Origin of the sequence: Geomonas paludis (genome assembly GCF_014193585.1) — a bacterium.
In the GTDB taxonomy this organism is placed as follows: domain Bacteria; phylum Desulfobacterota; class Desulfuromonadia; order Geobacterales; family Geobacteraceae; genus Geomonas; species Geomonas paludis.
On record NZ_BLXY01000008.1, the window covers coordinates 101,078 to 119,694 of the forward strand.

At 68.2% G+C, this 18,617-nt stretch carries 10 protein-coding genes; 5 read left to right on the forward strand and 5 right to left on the reverse strand.

The annotated features are described in order from the left end of the window. The first annotated feature begins 136 nt into the window (after window positions 1-136). From H7687_RS16305 to H7687_RS16325, 5 genes are read left to right on the forward strand one after another with little or no spacing between them, the layout of a single operon-like run. Window positions 137-1,684: an AMP-binding protein gene (locus H7687_RS16305; protein WP_183349321.1), complete on the forward strand. Its 1,548-nt coding sequence runs from the start codon at window positions 137-139 to the stop codon at window positions 1,682-1,684. After that, window positions 1,681-3,762, forward strand: a complete 2,082-nt coding sequence (locus H7687_RS16310; RefSeq protein WP_183349323.1) for a glycosyltransferase — start codon at window positions 1,681-1,683, stop codon at window positions 3,760-3,762. Before H7687_RS16305 ends, H7687_RS16310 begins: the two co-directional genes overlap by 4 nt. Next, window positions 3,759-7,655, forward strand: a complete 3,897-nt coding sequence (locus tag H7687_RS22135) for a glycosyltransferase (RefSeq protein WP_281376725.1) — start codon at window positions 3,759-3,761, stop codon at window positions 7,653-7,655. The genes H7687_RS16310 and H7687_RS22135 overlap by 4 nt, the downstream gene beginning before the upstream one ends. Beyond that, on the forward strand, window positions 7,652-10,999 hold the full coding sequence (locus tag H7687_RS16320; protein WP_183349325.1) for an O-linked N-acetylglucosamine transferase family protein: 3,348 nt from the start codon (window positions 7,652-7,654) through the stop codon (window positions 10,997-10,999). Before H7687_RS22135 ends, H7687_RS16320 begins: the two co-directional genes overlap by 4 nt. Before the next feature lies 1 nt (window position 11,000). Beyond that, a complete protein-coding gene (locus H7687_RS16325; protein ID WP_183349327.1) occupies window positions 11,001-12,776 on the forward strand; it encodes an O-linked N-acetylglucosamine transferase, SPINDLY family protein in 1,776 nt (591 codons plus the stop codon). Window positions 12,777-13,028: 252 nt separating this feature from the next. Here H7687_RS16325 and flaF read toward each other — a convergent pair whose 3' ends face one another. The 5 genes from flaF to H7687_RS22140 form a co-directional block, all read right to left on the reverse strand. Then, window positions 13,029-13,418, reverse strand: a complete 390-nt coding sequence (gene flaF / locus H7687_RS16330) for a flagellar biosynthesis regulator FlaF (protein ID WP_183349329.1) — start codon at window positions 13,416-13,418, stop codon at window positions 13,029-13,031. Beyond that, window positions 13,408-13,797 (reverse strand): flagellar biosynthesis repressor FlbT, encoded by a 390-nt coding sequence (locus H7687_RS16335; protein WP_183349331.1) that lies wholly within the window; start codon window positions 13,795-13,797, stop codon window positions 13,408-13,410. Before H7687_RS16335 ends, flaF begins: the two co-directional genes overlap by 11 nt. 5 nt (window positions 13,798-13,802) lie before the next feature. Beyond that, window positions 13,803-14,546 (reverse strand): hypothetical protein, encoded by a 744-nt coding sequence (locus H7687_RS16340; RefSeq protein WP_183349333.1) that lies wholly within the window; start codon window positions 14,544-14,546, stop codon window positions 13,803-13,805. 59 nt (window positions 14,547-14,605) lie between these two features. Next, on the reverse strand, window positions 14,606-15,424 hold the full coding sequence (locus H7687_RS16345; RefSeq protein WP_183349335.1) for a flagellin N-terminal helical domain-containing protein: 819 nt from the start codon (window positions 15,422-15,424) through the stop codon (window positions 14,606-14,608). 218 nt (window positions 15,425-15,642) lie between these two features. Next, entirely contained in the window at window positions 15,643-18,615 is a 2,973-nt protein-coding gene (locus H7687_RS22140) for a tetratricopeptide repeat protein (protein ID WP_183349337.1), read from the reverse strand. Window positions 18,616-18,617 lie beyond the last annotated feature (2 nt).

The following is an 18,617-nucleotide window of genomic DNA, read 5'->3' on the forward strand; positions in this document are numbered from 1 at the left end:
TCCCCCTCCGGGAGAGGGTGCCCGAAGGGCGGGTGAGGGGACTCGCCACGTAGCACCAGATGATCAGACAGTAACGCCCTCACCCTGACCCTCTCCCGGGGGGAGAGGGGATATGGACAGATAAAGGAGACGCACCATGAAATTTCCCGCCGCGCCCGACGTCCCCGGCTGCATCGAAGAACTGGTCCGGGACAATCCCGCCGCGCTCTGCTGCTCCGTCCGGGTCAAGGGGACCTGGCACGACTTCTCGCGCCGGGAGTTCTGGGACCGGGTCTGCCACTACGCCGACCTGTTCGCCCCGCTGCCGCACCAGAGCATCGTGCTGTTCGTGAAACAGCTCGACATACATCTTTTGGCCGCCTACATCGGCGCCATGAAGGCCGGGCACCTCCCGGCGCAGATCAGCTACCCCTCCGCCAAGGTGAACCCGGCGGAATACGGCAAGAAGCTCGGGCACATCCACGAGATCACCCGTTTCGGCGCGGTCTTCACCGACCCGGAAGGGGAGCGCCTGTTCGAGCAGTTCGGCGCGCTCCCCATCTTCACCCCCGACTCTCCCGCGGTGCCCTCGCCGAGCACGACTCCGCGGGGCAGCGAGAACGCCCTGGTGCAGTTCTCCTCCGGCTCCACCGGGATGCAGAAAGGGGTGGTGCTGACCCACGAGGGGGTGGTGCAGCACATGAAGAGCTACGCCGAAACGCTGCGCCTCACCGAAGCCGACGCCATCGCCACCTGGCTGCCGCTCTACCACGACATGGGGCTGATCGCCTGCTACCTGATGCCGCTCATGACCGGGATCCCCTTCTACCAGATCGACCCGTTCGACTGGATCATGCAGCCCGACCTGTTGCTGCAGCTGGTCGAGGAGCGCCGCCCCACCATCTGCTTCCTCCCCAACTTCACCTACCAGGTGCTGGCCCAGAAAGGGAAGGTGCGCGACCTCTCCAGCGTGCGGCTCTGGATCAACTGCTCCGAACCGGCCCGGGCCAAGAGCCACGCCATGTTCGCGCAGCGTTTCCCCACCGTGCAGCCGGAGTCGCTCACCGTCTGCTACGCGCTGGCCGAGAACACCTTCGCGGTCTCGCAGACGCTCCCCTGGAGCGGCAACTCGACCAGGGTGCACCCGGCCCGCAACGTGCTCTCCTGCGGCAAACCGATCCCCGGCGTCGAGGTGCGCATCTTCGACCCCATGGAAAGCGGCGACGGCGAGGTGGGCATCCGCTCCCCGTTTTTGTTCCACCGCTTCCTGGACGGCACCCGCCCCTTGCGCGACGGCTTCTGCCTGACCGGCGACCTCGGGTTCCTGGACGAGGAGGGCGAGGTGTACATCACCGGCCGCAAGAAGGACATCCTCATCGTGCACGGCAAGAACATCTATCCCCAGGACGTGGAATACGTCGCCTCGGAGGTACCGGGGGTCTACTCCGGGCGCACCGTCTGCTTCGGCGTCTGGGATGACGAACTGGGGACCGAGGAGCTGTACGTGGTGGTGGAACGGGTCCAGGATGCCGCGCCCACGCCGATCAAGATCGCGGTGCAGAAGGCGGTCATGGAGGAGGTGGGGACCGTGCCCAAGAGGGTCGAGGTGGTCGAGCACATGACGCTGGTGAAGACCTCCAGCGGCAAGATCTCCCGCGCCCGCAACAAGGAACTCTACCTGGAAAAAGGATTCCACCTCCTATGATCGTTGTCGGCAACAGCAACGTGAACACCTTCAAGCAGCAGGGGCTGGTGACCCTGGCCGGCGCCGAGCAGGTGAGCGTGGTATGGGTCGGTGCGCTCACCGCGCCCGACTTCTACAACGGGCACCCCGCCGGGCACAAGGTGCAGCAGCTCTTCGAGGAGCACCGCGACGAGTGGAAGTTTCTGAGCCTCGGCATCCACGACATCTACGATCTCTGCGGCGCAGCTTCCAAGTTCCAGTTGAACAACGTCCTGCGCGTCCTGCAGCAGCTCTACCAGCAGCTTTTCACCGAGCTCTCCCGCTTCGGCAGGTTCGGCTGGCTGGTGTTCCCGCAGCCGGCGCACGAGCTCACCTTCCCCGGGGTCTCCCCTGAGGAGGTGCTGGAGATCGCGCGCACCTTCAACTCGCACATGAAACAGTGGTGCGGGGAGGCCGGGGTCGCGGTCATCGACCCGGCGGACCGGATCCTCGGGCCCGATGGCAAGCCCCTGCCGCACCTCTTGCAGAAAGACGGCATCCACCTGAACGTGCAGGCGGCGCGCTGCTACCTGGACGACATCGCCGCCCTCACCGGCGTCCCGCTCGAGTTCCAGAGCGACGCCCCCCCCTTCGAGCCGGCGAACGAGCCGGAATCCTTCGTTTCCCTGCTGTTGAACGCGCTGGACATGCCGCACCGGCGCCAGGGGGGCTTGGCCGGGCTGGAGGGGCGGCTCCTCGACTTCGTGGCGGAGCTATTGCGCGGCAAGGGGCTCGAGCTCGACATCGACGCCGACACCGAACTGGTCGACTCGGGGCTGCTCGACTCGCTGAACCTGGTGGAAACCTACACCTTCGCGGTGAACAGCATCGGCATGGAGATCGTCTACGACGTGGACCTGCGCACCCTGGACACGGCGGGGAAGATCTGCCGCTTCCTGGAGGAGCAGGCGCAGGGTGGGCCGGAGCCGGAAGGGCCGACCTTCGAGGACTTCATCACCTCCATGCGCGGCGACCTCGCCGACCCGGCCCAGCGCGAGGCGATCCTCGCCGCCGACGCCCGCATCGCGGCGCTGCCCCAGGCCAGGGTCCAGGAGTTCATCCGCCACTTCGAGGTGGTCTCCTACAGCTTCAACTGCAACTACGGCATCATCTACTTCTGGCTCTCCTTCTTCGCCGCCCAGAACCGCAACTACGCCACGGCCCTGGAGCTTTTGAAGCACGGCAGCACCGCCGACCTCGCCTACCCGGTGCGCGGCGAGCACGTGCGCTACTACCGCGAGCGCTGGGAGAAGCTCCAGGAAATGGCCCAGGGCCCGGCGCCGCGCCCGGCCGCTCAGTCCCGGCCGCGCCTCTCCGTGGTGATCCCCTCCTACAACTACGGCCACTACCTCAAGGACTGCCTGGAGTCGATCCTGTCCCAGGGGTACCCGAACCTGGAGCTGATCATTCTGGACGGCGGCTCCACGGACGACACCGTCGAGGTGATCCGACGCTACGAAAAGCACATCGCCTACTGGCGCAGCCATAAGGACGCCGGGCAGTACGCCGCCATCGAGGAAGGGCTGAACCGGGCCAGCGGCGAGATCATGACCTGGTTGAACGCCGACGACATGTTCCATCCCGGCGCCTTCGACGCCGCCGGGCGCATCTTCGCGGAGTGCGCCGAGGTGGAGTGGCTCATGGGGCGCCCCAACAGCTTCGACGAGCAGGGGAGGCAGAAGCACGTCCTCTCCTACCTCCCGCTCAACTCCCGGGCCAAGTACCTGGCCGACGAGGAGTTCATCCAGCAGGAAGGTGTATTCTGGCGCCGCACCCTGTGGCAAAGAAGCGGGGCCTGCATCGACAGGACCCTGCCGCTGGCCGCCGACCTGGAACTGTGGGCCCGCTTCTTCAGGAGCGCGCGCCTGTTCTCGGTGGACATGATGCTGGCCGGCTTCCGCGACCACCCGCTGCAGAAATCCAAGGACAAGGCTGGCTACACCGCCGAGGCGGACCGGGTGCTGGCCCGTGAGCGCGAGCTGTTCGCCGCCGAGAAGACGCCTTTCAACCCGCCGGCGCCGCTTCCCATACTGATCCAGGGCGACCGGGTGATCCTGTGACTCTCTCCATGGCCAAGAAATACCTGGTTTCCGCCATCGTCTCCACCTACAACGCCGACCGCTTCCTGGCGGGTAAGCTCGAGGACCTGGAGGCGCAGACCATCGCGCCCGAGCTGGAGATCATCGTTATCGACTCCGCCTCGCCGGGCAACGAGCGCGCCATCGTGGCCGACTTCCAGGCCCGCTACGACAACATCCGCTACTTAAGGACCGAGAAGCGCGAGACCGTGTACCAGGCCTGGAACCGCGGCATCCGCATGGCGACCGGCGAATTCGTCACCAACGCCAACACGGACGACCGGCTCCGCAACGACGCCTACGAGGTCCTGGTGCGCGCGCTGAAAGAGCGCCCGGAGTGCGTGCTCGCCTACCCGGACATGCGCATCACCAAACAGGAGAACGCCACCTTCGAGCGCCACCAGCCCTTCGGCTTTCGCGACTGGCCCGAGTTCGACCGGCTCAACCTCCTGGAGCTCTGCTGCGTCGGCCCCTTCCCGCTCTGGCGAAAATCGCTGCACGAGGACGTCGGCTACTTCGACGAGCGCTTCAGGAGCGCCGCGGACTACGAACTGTGGCTGCGCGCCGCACTCCGGCACGACTTCGTCCACGTGCCGCAGTTCCTGGGGCTGTACTGGCTCTCCGAGGAGACCGTGTCCCGGAAGGGTGACCTCCCCACCCTGGAGTACCTGGAGGTGCAGAAGGAGTACCGCCCCCGCTTCGCCCCGCTCGCCCCGCCGCCGGTGGAGCTGGAGCCGGAACAGTGGCGTGAGTTCCAGGCGCTCTCCGCACGGCTGGAGTCCGGGGACGGCGCCGTCCTCCCCGAGTTGGAGCGCTTCAGCGAGCGGCACCCGCGCGCGCCCCGCTTCCACCTGGAGCTGGCCCGCATCTTCTACAAGAAGGGGGAGATCGGCTACGCCAAGAAGTACTTCGAGAAGGCCGCCATCATCGCCCCCGGCAGCGACACCTACCGCGACGCGCTCCTGTCCTTCCTGAAAAGCGAGCTGTACCAGGCGCTGCAGCACCAGACCGCCTACGTGGCGGCCAACCCGGACGACCCGGAGGCCCACCTCTGCGCGGGGATGATCCTCATCCTCATGGAACGCTACCAGGCGGCGCTGCCCCACTACCGGCGCGCCCTGGAGATCAACCCGGACAGCGCGCCGGCCCGGGACAACATCGCCTTCCTGGAGCGGGAGCTGCGCCCCAAGGTGCGCCCGCTCACCTCCATCGTGGTGGCGGCCGGCGACGACGCCGCCTGCACCCGCGAATGCCTGGAGAGCGTCGAACGCCACACCCCGGAGCCGCACGAGGTGATCCTGGTGTTCCGCGGCAGCGACGACGGGGCGCTCGCACAACTGCAGGAATTCTGCGCCGGTCACAGCGGCCACCTCCTCGTCGACTGCGGCGGGCGCTCCCCGGCGGCCGCCTTCGGCGCCGGCCTGCGCGAGGCGGTCGGCAGGGAGCTGGTACTCCTGCAGGGGGACGTGGTGGTCACCCGCGGCTGGCTGGCGCGCATGCTGGACGCCCTGGCCCGCGAGGGGAAGGCCGGCCTGTGCGGCCCCATGACCAACCGCGCTCACGGCCCCCAGGGGAAGGTGGGGTGCGACTACCGCAACCTGTCGGAACTGGAGGCCTGCGCCGAGCGCTTCGCCAACGACCACTACGGCCGCCGCATCGCGCTGCCGCGCCTGGCCGGCTTTTGCCTGCTCTTCTCGCGCGAGCTTCTGGACGAGGTCGGCGAGCCGGACGGGAGCTTCGCCTCGGACGCCTGGGCCGGGGACTTCTCCCTGCGCGCGGCGCTCAAAGGGTACGGCTGCGTTGCCGCCGGGGACGTCTTCGTGCACCGCTACGGCACCCCGGACGACGATTTCCTGCTGCGCCGGGAGCGCCCGCTCCTGGAGCACAAGTGGGAGCCGGGCGCCCTGGAGCCGGAGTTGGCTGCGCGCCTGTTGCGGCTGCGGGCCGGCATCGAGGGGATGCGGCTCGCCCGCGCCGGGAGGGTCAGGCAGGCGGTGGACCTCATGATCGAACAGGGTGTGCACTTGGCCGATGGCGCCCCCGCCCCCTACCTCGCCCTGGCCGGGATGCTGGCCGAGGCGGGGCAGAGCCGCGAGGCGCTGGAGGTGCTGGCTCACGTCCCCCCCGGAGAGGCGCAGGCGACGCACCTGCTGCGGGCGCGCTGCCACGACGCCGCCGGGGAGCGCGACCTGGCGCTGGCCGAACTGGAGCGTGCCGCCCTCCTGGACGACCAGGCGCCCGAGCTCCTCGAACTGCAAGGGGTACTGGCGCTTAAGGCGGGCGAGCGGGACCGGGCGGAGGAGCTGCTGCGCCGCGCCCTGGTCGCCGACCCCGGCTACGCCCGCGCCTGCTGCGCCCTGGCGGCCATCGCCTGGGAGCGGGGCGACAGGGAACAGGGGCTGCAGTTAGCCGAGCGGGCCTTCCTTCTCGACCCCCTGCAGCTCGCCGCGCTCGGCCGCTACCACGACTACGCCACCGCGCTCGACCTGCTGCCGCGCGAGGAGGAGCGCCTGCGCGAGGCGATCTCCCTCTACCCGGAGCACAAGGGGCTCTGCTACGGCCTGGTCGAACTGCTGATCAGAAGCGCCCGCTACCGCGAGGCGATCCGGGAGATCGAGCGGGCCGCCGCGCGCTTCGGGCTCGACGACGCCGGCATCGATGCCGCCCTGCAGATCCGGGGACTCGCCGGCGCCCCGCCCCCCGCCGCCAGGGGGACCGGCAGCATCTCGGTCTGCATGATCGTCAAGGACGAGGCGGGTAACCTCCCCGCCGCGCTCGACTCCGTGCACGGCCTGGCCGACGAGCTGGTCGTGGTCGATACCGGCTCCAGCGACCGGACCCGCGACATCGCCCGCATCTTCGGCGCCCGGCTGTTCGACTTCGCCTGGACCGGGAGCTTCGCCGACGCCAGGAACTTCTCCCTTAGCCAGGCCGCCGCGGACTGGATCCTGGTGCTGGACGCGGACGAGGTGCTGGCGCCCACCGACCTTACCCCGCTGGCCGACCTGGCCCGCAAAGGGGGGCGGGTCGCCTACTCCTTCACCACCAGGAACTACACCGAGGAACTGGCCCGGCGCGGCTGGGTCGCCAATGGCGGCGAGTACCCGGAACAGGAGCGGGGACGCGGCTGGACCGGCAGCGACAAGGTGCGCCTGTTCCCCAACCTCCCGGCGCTGCGCTTCGAGGGGGCGGTGCACGAACTGTTGGAGCTCTCCCTGCTGCGCGAGGAGATCCCGATCCACGCCTGCGACGTGCCGGTGCACCACTACGGCAAGCTGGACCAGGCGGGGAACCGCGCCAAGCAGGAGCTCTACTACCGCCTGGGTCTGCAGAAGCTGGAGGAGACCGGCGCGAGCCACGAGGCGCTGGCCGAGCTGGCCCGGCAGGCCACGGAACTGGCCCTGTTCGCCGAGGCGGAACAACTCTGGCAGCGGCTGCTCCGGGTCAAGCCGGACCACGCCGAGGCCTATTTCAACCTGGGCTACCTGTACCTCTCCTCGGGGGATTACCGGCAGGCGCGGGACCACGCCGCGCGGGGTGTGCAGCTGGCCCCGGACCTCAAGGAGGCGGCCTTCAACCTGGCCAAGAGCGAGCTCTACCTGGGCGAGACGGCTGCCGCGCTGGCGCGCTGCCGCGCCATGCTGCACCAGTGGCCCGGCTACCCGGCCGCCCGCTCGCTGTTCGCGGTCTGTCTGCTGCTTGAGGGGGACCGCGCCGGCGGCGAGGCCGAGGTGGCGCGCCTGGCGGCGCAGGGGTATGACTGCGGCGATTTCCTGAACGAGTACGCCGGCGGCATGCAGCGGGGCGGCCTGGAGCAGCTGGCTGCGCCGCTTGCCGAGCTGGCGGCGCGGCTCGGGGCGGGGGGACGGCCATGACCGAGTCACAGAGCCTGAAGGAACTCTTCGCCGCGGCCAACGCCCTGTTCGCCTCAGGCGACCTCTCCGGCGCCGCCGAACGCTACCGGCGCGTGCTGCAGCTCGATCCCTATTTCGCCCAGGCCAGCTTCAACCTGGGCTGCACCATGGAACGGCTCTGCGGGCCGGGCGAGGCGCTCCCGCACTTCGAGCGGGCGGCGCAGCTGGTGCCGCAGTGGAGCGAGGCGCACGGCAACCTGGGCTTCGCCCTGGCGCGGGTGGGACGCATGGAGGAGGCCGCCGGCGAACTCGCCGAGGCCTGCCGCCTGGCGCCGGACCACGCCGGCTACCGCAACAACCTGGGGCTCGCCCTGAGCGAACTGGGGCGCGGCGAGGAGGCGCAGGCGAGTTTCAAGGAGGCGATCCGCCTCGATCCGCGCTACCCGGAACCGCACAGCAACCTCGCCATCCTCTACGAGCGCTTCGGCAACGGCGCCGCCGCCATCGACTCGCTGCGCCAGGCGCTGCGGCTGCGTCCCGACTACCCGGAGGCGCACCACAACCTGGGCAACGCGCTCAAGTCCCAGGGGCGCCACGAAGAGGCCATCGCCCACTACCGCGAGGCGCTCCGGCTCAGGCCCGATTACCTCGAGGCGCAAAGCTCGCTCCTCTTCGCCCTCCTCTACGGCACCGAGGTCGCCGAAGAGACCATCTTCGCCGAGCATGCCGCCTTCGGTGCGTCGCAGCGCCGCGCGGTCAAGCCCCACGACAACGTTGCCGACCCGGAGCGGGTCATCACCATCGGCTACGTCTCGGCCGACTTCCGCGAACACGCCGTGGCCCGCTTCATCGCCCCGGTGCTCGCCCACCACGACCGGAGCCGCTTCCGGGTGCTGTGCTATTCCAACGTCGCCGTCCCCGACGCCAAGAGCTCGCAGCTCGCCGGCCTGTGCGACCGCTTCGTCAACATCGCGGGGCTCCCGGACGAGCAGGCCGAGGAGCTTCTGCGCGAGGACGGCATCGACATCCTGGTCGACCTCTCCGGCCACTCCGCGGGGAACCGCCTGCCGCTCTTCGCGCGCAAGCCGGCGCCGCTGCAGGTCACCTGGATCGGCTACCCCTTCAGCACCGGCCTCGACAGCATCGACTACCGCATCACGGACGCCATCTGCGACCCTCCCGGGGAGACGGAGCGCTACCACAGCGAGGAGCTGATCCGGCTCCCGGGCGCCTTCTCCTGCTTCGCGCCCCCCGAGGACGCCCCGGCCGTGGCGCCGCTTCCCTGCCTCGCCACCGGGGAAATCACCTTCGGCTCGTTCAACAACCCGGCCAAGATCACCCGGGAGACCCTGGCCCTGTGGGCGGACGTGCTGCGCGCGGTGCCCAACTCACGGCTGCTGCTCAAGGGATATTCGCTGGCGTGCCCGAAAGGGAGGCAGCGCTTCCTGGACGCCTTCGCCGCGGCCGGGATCGACACCGGGCGGCTGGAGCTGGTGGGCAACACCCCGTCCTACCGCGACCACCTCGCCCTCTACGGCAAGGTCGACATCGCCCTGGACACCTTCCCCTACCACGGCACCACCACCACCTGCGAGGCGCTCTGGATGGGGGTCCCGGTGGTGACGCTGGCGGGCTCCACCCATCGCTCCCGCGTCGGCGCGACGCTTCTGCACAGCGTCGGCCTGGACGGGCTCGTCGCCGAAGACGCCCGCAGCCTGCCGCAGATCGCCCACGCCCTGGCGCTGGACCGGCACCGCCTGCAGGGGCTACGGGAGACGCTGCGCGCCACCATGGCGGCCAGCGCGCTCACCGACGGCGCCGGCTTCACCAGGGGACTGGAGCAGGAACTTCTTGCCGCCTGGGGGCGCTGGTGCCGTATCCTCCCTCTCCCTGCGGGAGAGGGTCGGGGTGAGGGCCCCCCGGCTGCCGACCCGAAACAGGAGGGGCGCGAGCTGCTGCGCGAGGGGAGGCTCGACGCCGCCCTGCAGCGCTTCCTGGTGCCGCTGCGCTCCGGCGACAAGTCCACCCTCGCCGGGATCCAGGACACCCTCAACGCCCAGACCGCGGCAGACCAGGCACGCGCCCTGGCGCTCGAGGAGGGGAATGAAGATGCGTCCTGCCCGGGGAGAATCGCCGACGAAACCCTCGCCGAGTGCGCCGAGCTCCTCTGCAGCGCGGGGATCGTCACCCCCGCCGACCTGATCTGCCGCTACCTGGCAGACCGCGGCTATGACAGCGCCCGCGTCAGCCGCACCCTGGGCTCGGTGGCCCTGGCCATCGGGCAGCCCGGCGCGGCGGTGGCGGCGCTGTCCCGCGCCCTGGAACAGGGGGACGCCTCGCGCGCCACCCGCATCCTGCTGGTGAAGGCGCAGCAGGCGGCCGAGCTGCCGCCGCCGCGCGGGCAGGGGGAGCGCCTGCTGCTCATCAAGGCCTGGGGCTACGGCTTCTGGAGCGACGTGAACCACGTGCTGGGCCAGCTCCTCGTGGCCGAGATCACCGGGCGCACGCCCGTGGTGCACTGGGGCCCCAACTCCCTCTTCAGCGACGATCCGCTGGAGAACGCCTTCACCAGTTTCTTCGAGCCGGTGTCGCAGGTCACCATCACCGACCTGATCTCGCGCCGGCGCAGCTTCTACCCGCCCAAGTGGCAGCGCGACAACGTGCGCCACGAGAACCTGGCCAAGTTCGACGGCCCCTGGTCCCGCTGTTCCGCGCTCTGGACCCTGGAGCGCAAGGAAGAGGTCGTGGTGAGCGACTTCCATTACGCGGTCAACGACCTCGCCCCCTGGATCCCCGCCGGCCACCCGCTGCACGGGCTCTCCACCGGGGAGCTCTACCGCTACCTGTTCGACCGCTACCTGAAGGTGCAGCCGCGCATCCTGGAGCGGGTGGAAGCCTTCCACCGCCAGCATTTCGCGGGCGCCCCGGTGATCGGGCTGCACGTGAGGGGGGGAGACAAGGTGGGCGAGGACCCGGGGCTGGCCCGGCTGAACGCCCTCTACCTCCCGGAACTGGAGCGGCTTCTGCGCGACACGCCGCAGGCGCGCATCTTCCTGAGCACCGACGACGACCGCATCCTGGCCCGCTACCGGGAGCGCTTCGGCGACCGGCTGGTCTACACCGTCTCCACCCGCACGGCCAACGTGCAGGGGGTGCACTACCAGAAACAGGCGAGCCGCCGGGCTCTGGGGGACGAGGTGCTCATCGACACCCTCCTCGCCGCGCGCTGCGACCATTTCCTGGGCAACGGCCTCTCCAACGTGTCGCTGGCCGTGGCGCAGATGAGGCCCTGGGCGCCCGGGACCTGCCGGCTCTTCGGCGCCCGGCTCGACTACCTGCGCCAGCTCACCCTGTACCGGAGCTGACATGACTACCCAAGATTCGGCACAGGGGCAGGCGCAGCTCAAGTACGTGGAGTTGCTGCTGCGCAAGGGGATGCAGGAGGAGGCGCGCGCCCGGCTCGAGGAACTGGTGCGGCAGGAGCCTCCCCTGCCCACGGCCTGCTACCTGTTGGCGGTGCTCAAGGGGGAGGACGGCCAGGCACAGGAGGCGGCCGACCTGCTGGCCCGGACCCTCAGCCTGGAGCCTGGGAATACCAAGGCACTCAACGCCCTGGGGGGCGCGCTCTCGCAGCTGGGGCAGTTGGAACGGGCGGCGGCGGCTTTCACGGAGGCGCTGCGCATCGACCCCGGCTTCGGCGAGGCCCGCATCAACCTCGCCCTCCTTTTGAAGCAGGCGCTGCGCTTCACCGAGGCCGAGGCGCTGCTGCGTGAAGGGATCCAGCTCGACCCCGGTTCGCTACGCCTCACCTATAACCTCGCCAACGTGCTGCACGCGCAGGGGCGGAGCCTGGAGGCGGTGGCGGCCTACCGCGAGACGCTGCGGCTCGACCCGGACCACCTGGACGCCCGGCAGAACCTCCTCTTCGCCCTGCACTACTCGCCGCAGTTCACCAGGCGTGAGATCTACGCCGAGCACCTCACTGCGGCGCGCAGCCGTCCCTTCCGGCCGGACCACCGGCAGGATCTGCCGCGCCCCCACCCCGGCGGCCGCATCAGGGTCGGCTACCTCTCCCCCGACTTCCGGGGCCATGCCGTGGCGAGCTTCATCGAGCCGGTGCTCGAGCAGCACGACCGCGACCGCTTCGAGATCTTCTGCTACGCCAACGTCGCCACGCCCGACGCCACCACCCATCTCCTGCAGGGGCTGTGCGATCAGTGGCGCGACATCCACGGCATGGCCGACCATAACGCCGCGGCCCTCATCGCCGGCGACGGCATCGACATCCTCATCGACTTGGCCGGGCACACCTCCGGCAACCGGCTCCCCGTCTTCTGCCACCGCCCCGCCCCCGTCCAGGTCACCTGGATCGGCTACCCCGACAGCACCGGCCTCAAGGAGATGGACTACCGGATCACCGATGCGCTGGCCGATCCCCCTGGCGTCGACGACCGCCTGCACAGCGAATGGCTGCTGCGGCTGCCGCGCACCTTTTGCTGTTACCACCCCCCCGCAGAGGCTCCCGAGCTCGTCCCGCCCCCCTGTTCCCGGAACGGCTACATCACCTTCGGCTCGTTCAACAACCTCGCCAAGGTAACCCCGGAGGTGATCGCGCTCTGGAGCCGCGTGCTGCACGCCGTGCGCGACTCGCGCCTGCTCCTGAAGGCGAAGCCGCTCGCGGACCAGGGGGTGCGCAGGCGCATCCTGGACCTGTTCCAGGAGCAGGGGGTGGCGCCCGGGCGCATCGAGCTGGACCAGGGGCAGCGCGGCACCCGCGAGCACCTGGAACAGTACCAGCGCGTCGACATAGGGCTGGACACCTTCCCCTACAACGGCACCACCACGACCTGCGAGGCGCTCTGGATGGGGGTGCCGGTGATCTCCCTCTCCGGCGACCGCCACTGTGCGCGCACCGGCGCGAGCCTGCTCACCAACTGCGGCCTGGCCGACCTGGTGACCAGGAGCGAGGCGGCCTTCGTCGAGATGGCGCGGCAGGTGGCGCGCGACCGGGAGACGCTGCGCGAGTTCCGGGCGGGCGCCCGGGAGAGAATGCGGCGCTCGCCGCTTCTGGATGCGGCCGGCGTCACGCGGGAACTGGAAACGGTGCTGGCCGAGCTGTGGGAAACGTCGCGCAGGCCATGAAAAGCCAGCAGCCGAGAACATTTGAGAACTACTGAGAGAACCTGAGGTCTTTTGGGTTTACCCCAAAGCTTGTGTTTTTGGCTTTCTCAGATTTCCTCAGATTTTCTCCGTGGCTAACGGTTTGCTTTTTTGTTTTGAGGTTCCTAGTTGGGGGGGGTAATGGCGGTGAGCGGCGCGCGGGCGCCGCGGGCCAACGACAGCGAGGGGGACCACCGTGCGGCAATCCCCCTCGAAGAGCAGCTGCTGTTGCGGCTAACCCGCGTTCTCGGGGTTGGTCCTCAAGCCCGCGGCGATGTTGAAGTTGATGTCGATGACGATGGAGAGCTTTTCCGCTGTCGGGAACGCCATCACCTCGAAGAAGCGCTTGTCCACGAACAGGCTCAGGTTCAGGAGGTCCTCCCGCAGCTTCTTGGGCATGGGGTGGTTGGGCTCGGTCAACTCGGCCTGGAAGAAGCTCCAGACCTTCTGGTTGTACTTTATCGCCTCCAGCATCTTGGCTTCGCGGTCCGGGGCATCCCAGTCTTCCTGGACGGCCTTGAGCATCAGCCCCGCCTTGGTCAGCACGGAGGCTTCGAGCTCGCGTCCCGACATGCTCTCCTTCTGGATACCGACGTACTCCTTGATCGCGTTGTTAGTTTGCATTTTTCAGTAGCTCCTCTTCGTACTCGATGAGATTCTTCGCAAGTTTCAGTGCCTGGTAGTAGTTACCGGCCTCTATCCGTTCGTTCAACTGCTCGATGTGTGTCCTGGTGCTGGGGGCCGCCTTCAGTATCTCGGCTGCCAGTTCCGAGTACGCCTTGACGTAGTTCGGGACGTTTGGCTCGTCGATGTACATGAGCTGGATGGTGAAGTAGACCCTCTTGCAGGGCGTGGTGATGTCCTTTTCGCCCAGGATGTCCTTTTCGCGCAGTATGGGGACCGTGTTCTCTATGAAGAGAACGGTGCCCTTGCCGCCGTTTCTGACCACTGCGCCGCCTACGATTAGCCGCTCGTTGCTCTTCAAAGTAATTTTCAGGGACATGTCGGTTAGCTCAACCCTTTCAGGAATTGAGGGTGCTGTTGCGCCACCCCCTGAGTAACCGATTCTGCAAATTGCTGGCCAATCTCGGCACTTTTTTCTGCCGCGCGTGATTCGGTGGCGATCAACTCGAAAGCATGTGATTCCGCACCCTTAGGCGCCGAGAAAATGCTGGCGAAACGCCCGTCGGCAACAAAGGAGGCGGTGGCCGCGGCAATGTCGCCGCGCAGCGCCGTCAGCGACTGCGCCGCCGCGTCAAGTTTGTCCACGTGGTCAGCAATTTGACTGTCGTCCGCGTTCATACCGAGCGGCTCCGGAAGCGGTACCTGCTTGCGGGCCTCGACAACGGATGGAGGAGGAGGGAAGGTGAGCTGGTCGATCTCCTTGCGGAGCGCCGTGTAGGCCCTCAGCAGCTTCACCCTTTCCTTGTCTTGCGGTGCGAAGGGAGGAAAATTTTTAACTATGGTTTCCAGAGGTTCCTTCAGTTTGTCAATCTTTTGACCCAACTCCTGGGCCGCCTTGTCGGTCTCCCTGATGGCGGCTGCGGTGCTGTTCTGCCGCTCGTTTTGCAGGCGGATGTCCGCCAGCTTGCGGTCTCCCTGCACGGAAAAGAGCACCTGGTCTGTGATTGCGGGGTCTTCGGGCTTTTGCTTTTCGGTGGGGGAATTTTGGACAGAGCTGGAGGGGGAGGTGAGTTGGGAAGAGGAAGTGGTGACTGGAACGCTCTCTGGTTGCAGTCGTTCTATTAACATGAGCTACCCCCCTTAAAGAGGGATTGCGGAGCGGGTTACCCCGCTCCGCAAAGCTAGGGTTAGAACAGTCTGAGGACCGCCTGGGCTGCCTGGGAAGACATCGAGAGCGAGGTGGTACCCAAGCTCTGACGGGTCTGCAGCATCAGCATGTTGGCGCCTTCCTGGTTCATGTCGGCCAGGGTCAGGTTGTCAGCACCGGTCTGCAGGGTGTTGATCATGGAGTCGGTGAAGTTCTGACGGGTGGTGATGATGTTCAGGTTTGCCGCCAGGGTCTGGGTGTTGGACCTCAGGGTCGAGATCGCGGTGTCCATCTTCGCCGTATCCGTGGTGATGTCGGAGTTGGTAGCCCAGCTGCCGCTGGCGCCGTTGAGGCTCAGGCCGCTGGAGTTGGCCAGGAAGCCGACGACGTTCAGGCTGGAGCTCGCATCCTCGTTGAAGTTGACAGTCAGGGTGTTGGTGGAGCTCAGCAGGTTGAGGCCACGGTAACCGGAGTCAGAGGAGATGTTGTCGACCTGGCTACGAATGGTGTCGTACTGGGTGGCCAGCTTGGACCTGGTCGCGGTGTCGCTGGTGGAGAGAGCGGATTGCGCGATACCTTTTGCTGCGTTGATCAGGCCGGTGACGGCGGTGATGCCTGCGTTGGCTGCCGAAACGGTCTGAACCGCCTCAGCCATGCCGTCCTTGCGGTCAGCGAGGTCGCTGGCGCGCTGGTTAGCGTTCTGCGCTGCGAAGTAGTTGGTCGGGTTGTCGAGAGCGCTGTTGACCTGCTTGCCGGAAGAGAGCCTCTGCTGGGTCCTGTTCAGGAGGTTGCTGGTCTGTTGGAGGTTGAGAAGGTTGGTCCTCATGCCTGCGGTGAGAGAGATGTCGCTAGTTGCCATGGTACTTCTCCTTTTCTGGGTGTTTGCCGGCATTCTTGCCGGGTTGAAAACCGTGTCGATGCTGTCTGCTTCGGGATCGGGCATCCTGCCCTACGGCGAGTAACTGATGAATTTCACCCCCTCATCGCCGGCGCGTCCTGCGCGTTTGTAAAGAATATCGACACGGCGGGCCCAAAACTTTAACGGGAAAGCACCACCTTACGATTATTTTTGTCAAATTATTGGCAGCTCAACCTCTCTTGCAGGAGGGCGCGGATCCGGCCCATGACGCCGGGCCAGTCGCCGGGGCGCCCCTGCCGGAAGATGCGCATGGCCGGGTACCAGGGGGAGTCCTCGCGCTCAGCGAACCAGCGCCAGTCGCAGGAGTAGGGGAGCAGCAGCCAGACGGGGATGCCCATGCCGCCGCCCAGGTGCGCCGCCGCCGTGTCCACCGTGATGAGCAGGTCGAGCCCGGCCAGGATGGCGGCTGTGTCGCCGAAATCCTTGATCTGCGGCGCGAGGTCGACGGCGGGGAGGAGGTCGGTGTCCGGGGCCTCCCCCAGTTGCAGGGAATAAAAGAGCACACCAGGCATATCGGCAAGAGCGGCGAAATGCTTGAACGGGCAGGCGCGGTTCCTGGGGAGCGGGCCGCCGCGCCAGACCAGCCCGACCTTGAGGGTCGCCCCCTCCTCCAGCATCAGGCTCCAGAGCGCGGCGCGCCGCTGCTCGGGGAAGAGGTAGGGACGCCAGGGGGGCATCTGTTCCAGCGTGGTCCCGAAGAGGTGCGGCAGGGAAATGAGCTGGACCTGGCAGTCGCACGGCGGCAGCTCGTCGGCCGGCCCGCACACCGCCGCCACGCCCGGAACCCGGGCCAAGAGGGGCTTCAGCGCCGGGATCTGGCAGCGCACCACCACCCGCCCTCCCCGCTGCGCCACCAGCGGCGCGTAGCGGATGAACTGCAGCGTGTCGCCGAGCCCCTGCTCGCACTGCAGCAGGATGGTGCGCCCGCAAAGCTCCTCGCCGCGCCAGACCGGGACGGCCAGTTCCGGCTCGCACCCCGCCAGGCGCCACTGGTATTCGCGCCAGCCGTTTTCATAGTCCCCGACCGATAAAAGGCTCAGGGCCAGGTTCCAGTGCGCCTCCGGGTGCTCCGGCGCCAGGCGCAGCAGTTCCCGGTAGGTCGCTATCGCCTGCTGCGGCTGCATGAGATCCTGGTAGGCGGTGCCGAGGTTGATGCGCGCCTCCAGGTAGCCCGGGTCGAGCGCGATGGCCTGACGGTACAGCTCCACCGCCTGCGCCGGCTCTTCCAGCACCTGCAGGCACGCGCCCAGGTTCACGTAGGCGGGGAGGTAGCCGGGGTTGAGCGCCACGGCGCGCCTGAACAGCGGCTCGGCGTCGTCATGCTGCGCGCGGCCGACCAAAAGCGTCCCCAGGTTGTTGTAGGCGTCGGCGAGGGTCGGCTTCAGCTCCATGGCGCGCCGGTAGCTTCCCTCCGCCTCCACCAGGAGCCCCTGGTCCTGCTGCGCGAGCCCCAGGTTGTTGTAGACCTCGGCGCATTCCGGGAGCCGCTCCAGGAGGGCGCGGTAGAGCCGCACCGCCCCGGCGAGGTCCCCCTCCCCCCTCAGCCGGTTCGCTTCCCGGAACAGCTGGTTCGGGTCCTCAAGCGCCGCCTCGGGAAGGGGCGCCATCTCCCGCGCCACCGCCTCGATCACCGGCTGCCACTGTCCCGGGGCCGGCTGGCGGTGCAACGTAACGCTCGGGTACCAGGGGGAGTCGGAGCGCCCCTGCAGCCAGCGCCAGTCGCAGGAGAAGGGGAGCATGAGCTGCACCGGCTTTGCCATGGCCGCGGCGAGGTGCGCGACGGCGGTGTCCACCGCGACCACCAGGTCGAGGTTGTCGATCAGGGCCGCGGTGTGCGCGAAGTCCTCGAGGCCGGCGCTCAGGTCGACGCAGGTTCCTCCCCCCGACAGGAGGGCCAGTTCCTCGGCCGCCGCGCCCAGTTGCAGGTTGTACAGGGTCACCCCCGGCACAGCCGCCAGGGGGGCCAGGGCCTGCGCCGCCAGCGAGCGGTAGCGGTCGCGCTTGTACCCGGCGCTGCCGGCCCAGACCACCCCCACCCTGAGCCCCGTCCCCGGCGCCATCCTGGCGCGCCACTGCGCGCTCAGGGCGGCGTCGGCCTTGAGCGGCGGGGTTTGCGGCGGGATGGACTCCAGGGCGGTGCCCAGAAGGTGCGGCAGGCTCAGGAGATAGGCGTAGGTGTCGAACGGGGGAGGTGCCTCGCCGGCGGCAAAGAGGGTGAGGCCGTCTCCCTGGCCGGCGAAGAGCGGCAGCAGTTCGCGGCGGCACTCGAGCACCACCTTGTTGCCTTGGCGCGCCAGCAGTTGCGCGTAGCGGAAGAACTGGATGGCGTCGCCGAAGCCCTGCTCGGCGCGCAGCAGCAGCGTGCGGCCGGCAAGCGGGGAGCCGTCCCACAGCTGCCGCCCCATGAAGCCCGTGTCGAAAGCGCCGGCGGGGTCCTTCAGGCGCCACTGGTACTCGCGCCAACCGTCCCGGTAGTCGCCCAGGGCGAGCAGGGCCAGGGCGAGGTTCCAGTGCGCGTCGACGCTCTCGGGATCGAGCGCAAGCGCCACGCGCAACGCCGGCAGCGCGTCGTCGAACTGGTTCAGGCTGAGCAGCGAGCCCCCCAGGTTTACCCATCCCTTCAGGTGGTCCGGCTGCAGCTCGACCACCTTCCGGTAGCACTGCGCCGCCCCCTGCCACTCCCCCTGCGCGCGCAGGGCGTGGCCGAGGTGGTAATAGGCGTTGCCGTAGCCGGGGTCGAGGGCGATGGCGTCGCAGAAGCGCGCTACCGCCGCATCCACCTCTCCCAGCTTCAAGAGCACGTTGCCCAGGTTGCCCATGGCCTCCGGGTAGTCGGGCTTGAGCTCCAGGGCGGCGCGGTAGCTCTGCTGCGCCTGCTCCAGCCGCCCCAGGTCCTCCAACACCACGCCCAGGTTGTTGTGCAGCTCGGCCTGCGCCGGGTCGAGCCCTGCGGCCCGGGAGAAGGCCTCCAAGGCCTGTTCCGGCCGCCCCAGCAGGCGCGCCAGGACGCCGGAAAGGGTGAGCAGGTCGACGTCGTCCGGCGTCTCCCGCAACAGTTCCCGGCACAGTTCGTCCGCCCGCTCGAAGCGGTTTTCCGCCAGGGCGCGTTTCAGTTCGTCGCGGCTTTGCATCG